Origin of the sequence: Marinobacter sp. UBA2498 (genome assembly GCF_002341575.1) — a bacterium.
GTDB lineage: Bacteria > Pseudomonadota > Gammaproteobacteria > Pseudomonadales > Oleiphilaceae > Marinobacter > Marinobacter manganoxydans.
In genome coordinates, this window is record NZ_DDOI01000007.1 from 3,309 (window position 1) to 8,161 (window position 4,853).

General features: G+C 57.6%; 4 protein-coding genes. All 4 read left to right on the top strand.

The genetic code is table 11. The annotated features are described in order from the left end of the window. Positions 1 to 2,321 (top strand): DUF6160 family protein (locus B2W52_RS00715; RefSeq protein WP_286800994.1); only part of this gene is annotated, 2,321 nt, incomplete at its 5' end. A 102-nt stretch (positions 2,322 to 2,423) separates the two neighbouring features. After that, positions 2,424 to 3,389: a biotin--[acetyl-CoA-carboxylase] ligase gene (locus tag B2W52_RS00720; RefSeq protein ID WP_286800995.1), complete on the top strand. Its 966-nt coding sequence runs from the start codon at positions 2,424 to 2,426 to the stop codon at positions 3,387 to 3,389. Then, the gene (locus B2W52_RS00725; RefSeq protein ID WP_008174817.1) at positions 3,386 to 4,120 is read left to right on the top strand and encodes a type III pantothenate kinase; all 735 of its coding nucleotides are present in this window, start codon (positions 3,386 to 3,388) and stop codon (positions 4,118 to 4,120) included. Before B2W52_RS00720 ends, B2W52_RS00725 begins: the two co-directional genes overlap by 4 nt. Further along, the gene (locus tag B2W52_RS00730) at positions 4,117 to 4,791 is read left to right on the top strand and encodes a hypothetical protein (protein WP_286800996.1); all 675 of its coding nucleotides are present in this window, start codon (positions 4,117 to 4,119) and stop codon (positions 4,789 to 4,791) included. Before B2W52_RS00725 ends, B2W52_RS00730 begins: the two co-directional genes overlap by 4 nt. The last annotated feature ends 62 nt before the right edge of the window (positions 4,792 to 4,853 follow it).

Genomic DNA, 4,853 nt, shown 5'->3' on the forward strand with positions numbered 1-4,853 from the left:
CCGACATGAAAAGCCTGGACGATTCCACGCTGGCAAACATCAGTGGCCAGAGTGGTTTGTCGGTAGAGCTCGATCTTGGCCTGACGGCAGATCGACTGTCCTATGTTGATGATGGCAGCAGCATCCATCTGGACGGTTTTCGCATTGGGTCCGCCGTTGATCCTTCTGGTCAGGCATTCCACCTGATTCGCATCGATGTTGAGGAGGATGCATCCCTTAACCTCGATTACCTGGTGAAAGACCGACGGATCGAGTTCGGTGATATCCGGCTCGCCGGGGCCCCCGGTGTCAGTATGGGGGGGATCTTTTTCGATCATTCTCTGGAAGGGTATTTAAATATAAGGCAGGGCAGCTCCGTTGGCGGGGCCGGATATACCTTTGACTCCGCCTACACGATGACTGGCGGCCGTCTGGGATATCGCACCAATGGCAATGAAGTTTTTCTGGACGATATCACCATGAATGTGGAGGCACTGGGAGTAACCCTGGATGTGGTCGGCGACACTCTGGCTCTGAATGCGCCCAGAATAACCGGGGATTGGGAGGTCGGCGCGATTCGTTACAGCAGCAACCCCCTGAATCATGGCGTATCTGTCGATTCCGGCAACGGACAGCCTCTACCCAGCTATGGCAGCCTGAGTGGAAGTTACGAGCTTTCCTCCAGCACCAGCCTGACTGCCGGCGGCCGATCCGGAGAGGGCCTGCGAATCGATAATGAGACCGTTATACACTCGGCCTCTTTTCTGTACAGGGATGACGGAAAGGCCCTCGCGCTTCGAGACATCACTGGCGTCTATCGGATTAACGACCTCCGGCTCGATGTGGCGACCGACTGGCAGAATAGACCGGCCCTGGCCCTGACCCTTGGCTCCATGGATGGTGAATTCAGCATTGGCGCTATTGAGGTGGGTGGCAATGGCAAGAGTATCGGTCAGGTGAATGTCAGCTTTCTGCTTGAAGATCAGGTGTTCAACGGCCGCAGCTATTCCAATGCGATTTATCTGCAGGGGGGTGGACACCCTGACGCCGGGCCGCAGGGCTTGCGACTTGCCACTGAATGGAGTCTTCGGCTTGCTGATTTCAGCTACACCGAAGACGGCAACCGGGTGATCTTCAGTGGCCTGCAGTCCTGGGGGCAGGGCGATGTAACGGTCAATGTAACTCGCGATGGCGTCACCAACGATACCGAGTTCTTCGATGGTCTGCGGATTGGTTTCGAGGACATCAGGGCCGGCTACCGGATCAACGGTCTGCGAGTAGGAAGTGATGACGCCCCCTTGCAGGGTGGCACAGAGCTGCTGCTGGCACTGGGGTTCTATCCGGCTTACGAATTCGAGCTTGATGGCCATGTGACGCTCGGTGCAGGCGGCGCATCGGGTGAGGGGATAACCATCAATTCCGATGTCAGCATCAGGAACGGCAAGGCGGCGATTATCGCGGTGCCCTACGATGAAGGTAATGGTGAGATTCCCCAGAAGGGTCTCTGGATTACCGAACTGGATTATGACGCGCATGTGCGTGACATGACCGTTGATGTCAGCCAGGAGGGGCTTGCGGTGATCAAGGGCGAATCCTGGAGCACCATGGATATCGGCAATCTGAGAATCGGCGACAAGGAATCCGGTCAGAGTTTCGGGAGGTTCGTGATTCAGAAATACGAAACCGGCAGCAGCATGACCGTCGTCCCCGGCGGGGCCGGCGATGTCTGCGCCGGTGGCATGGGTGATAGCCCATCCGCCTGTGCGGCTTCCGGAGGCGTCTGGGAAACCCGGGGTGAGGAGGGGCTGACGGTCCGCCTGAAGCAGGTGCTTGCCAAGGCCATCAATGAAGCCCGGAAGAACTCGCTGACCTGGGAAACCAACCGGCAAAGCAGCGGTGTTGGTGAGGCCATGAACGGAACCGGGACGAGCCTCGTTCTGAACGATATCCATACCAGAGATGGTGGGGACTTTGATGGTGATGGCGTAGACGACAACTCGTTTGGGCTACGGACCGATCTTTCCGTGGATGTCTATCAAACCCGGGTTGTGAAGAAGGAGGACGGTCCGGATGCAATGGGAGTGACAGGCAACCGGGGCGATGAAAAAATCATGGATGGTTCGTCCACTGCCGGTTACCGCTATGTCTCCAATCCAACCCTCGCCGAGGCCGACAACAGACCGCTCGGGTTTGCTGTGAAGGCGAGAAGCCGGTTCAAGGAACTCTCGATCAACAATATCGACCTGGTTCATCCCGTTGGTGGTGCTCAGACGGCCGTCTATGGCGTCAAAATGCAGAACTTTGATATCAAGGCCAATCTGACCGCAACCCCGATTCCCTGATCTTCCCGCAGGCGGTTCGCAAAGCGACGCCGTCAACTTTGTCTTTTTCCCTTCCCTGGTGTTTAATCCGGCCTTACCCAATTTCATGGCTGGATGCATCTTATGAAATCCAAAGCACTTATAGAGCTGCTCAGTGACGGTCAGGTTCACTCCGGAGCCGCGCTGGCCGAAAAGCTCGGGGTTAGTCGTACCGCAATCTGGAAGCAGATTCGTCGCGCGATGGAGGAAGGTGCTGACATTGCCACGATTCGCGGACGTGGATATCAGCTGGTGTCCCGGGTCGACCTGCTCGATAGGGCACGGGTGCTTCGTGAAATTGCCGCCGGCCGGGAACAGGAGCTTTCACTGACAGTCCTCGACGAGGTTGACTCGACCAATGCCGAGGTGATCAGGCAGATTAACGCCGGAAGCAAAGGTGTCCCGGTTGTTATCGCCGACTGTCAGACGTCCGGCCGAGGTCGACGGGGGCGTGTGTGGCAAAGCCCCCAGGGCGAAAACCTGTACCTGAGCATGGGGCTCACCTTCCACGGCGGCTTCAGTGTACTGGATGGGTTAAGTCTGGTGCTCGGCGTTGCGGTGGCCAATGCCCTGGAACGACTGGGAGTGCCGGAGGTCGGACTCAAGTGGCCAAATGATATTTTTCTGCCGGACGGCAAGCTTGGCGGCATCCTGGTGGAGCTCCAGGGCGAGCTGGAGGAAGGCGTGGTGCAGGTCATTGCGGGTATTGGGCTGAATGTACATATGTCCCGGGCTGATGGCGTCGATCAACCCTGGAGCAGCCTCGCCAGGGCCTGCCCTCAAGTCGAGTGGTCGCGCAGCCAGATCGGCGGTGCAATCATCGATGCTGTATTCGATGCTGTCGCGCTGTTCTCGGATATCGGGTTTGCAGATTTTCGGGAGTCCTGGCAGCGTCGCGATGTGTTCATGGGAAAATCGCTCAAGGCCCGGGGCGGTGATGTCGAAGGTGTCGGTTGTGGCATTGATGACGCCGGCAACTATCAAATCCGGACCGAAAACGGGCTTGTTCCGGTGCGCGCAGGGGAAATCAGTCTGCGAGTGGCAAAATGAATCTGTTTATTGACGCGGGTAACACCCGGCTGAAGTGGTGTCTTGCAAACCAGGATGAGGTTCTGGCCTCGGGGACCGGCTCTCTCGAAGACGAGAACCCCCTGGGCATGTCGGGAGAACTGATCGGAAAGGTGGTGTCTGTCGCCATATCCACCGTCGCGTCTGAAGAAAGGCGAACTCATTTGGCGGGCTCCGTCGAGAAGCTGTGTCAGGCGCCGGTTCGCTTTTACTGGTCGGAACAGTCCCGGAATGGCCTCATGAACGCCTACCAGGATGTCTCGAGAATGGGGGCTGATCGGTGGCATGGAATGTACGGTGCCTGGCTCGATCACAGGCAGGGCTTTGCGGTCTTGGACGCAGGCAGTGCCGTTACTGTCGATTATGTTGATCGGCATGGTCAGCATCTGGGTGGTTATATTCTTCCTGGCCTGCAGATGATGCTGCGCAGTCTCCGGACCGATGCCGCCCGGATCTGGTTCGACCCGGACCAGGGGCTGGCAACGGACCCTGGCAAGAGTACCGGAGAGTGCGTGAACCATGGTCTTGCCTGGCTGTCTGCTGCGATGATTGAGCGGGTGATCGCTGACGCCCGAAAACTGTCACTGTCTGAAATTCTGGTTACTGGCGGCGATGCTGACCGGCTTATCGGTCTTGGTCTGCCCGGTATTTCTCGCCCGGATCTTGTGTTGTCGGGACTTCGTGCAATTCATGCGGAGGAAACCTCCGGATGAGGTGGTTGGCGTTGGTGCTGGTGCTGGTGAGTATTGCTATTTATTACCTGCCGGACTTCGTGGGGCCATCGGGCGGCATGGCCAATGTTGCCAGTGGCAGCCTGCCAAGGGTGGCCAGCCTCAAATCGCCGGGGCCGGCAGACTCCGGTGTCGGGCCTGGTGCACCCGCCGACGAATCCGAAATGTCCTGTGCCCGCCTTGGATGGATTGAAACCGCGGAGCGCGCCCGAAGCCTGGTGGGCAGTCAACCTCTCGCGGAGGAGGCGGGTTTCAGGATTGAAGAAGTCGAAAGAGAGCTGGCACCCCTGCACTGGGTTCTTATTCCACCCCAGCCCGAGGCTGTCGCCCTGAGCCAGTTCCGTGACATTCAGAGGCAGGGGATCGACTCCTATCTGGTTACCGAGGGCGAAAACCGCAATGCCATTTCGCTGGGGCTGTTCGAGTCCCGCGAATCTGCAATTTCCGTGCTGGAAGAAAAAAAACGTCAGAATCTTAATGCGGTACTGGTCAACTTCCCCCGAAATCAGATAAGCTACGCGCTCTCTTTTGAGGCGGAACCAGAACTCGCTGAAGAACTGGTTCAGGCGGTGAAAGCGGATTACGGCAGCAATTTTGATTTCGTTGAAATCAGGCCTTGTGAAGGTGTTGCAACGCCAGAAAAAAATCCGTAGTATACCGCCCTCGCTGACGAGGCGAATGTGAGCTGGCGTAGCTCAGTTGGTAGAGCAGCTGA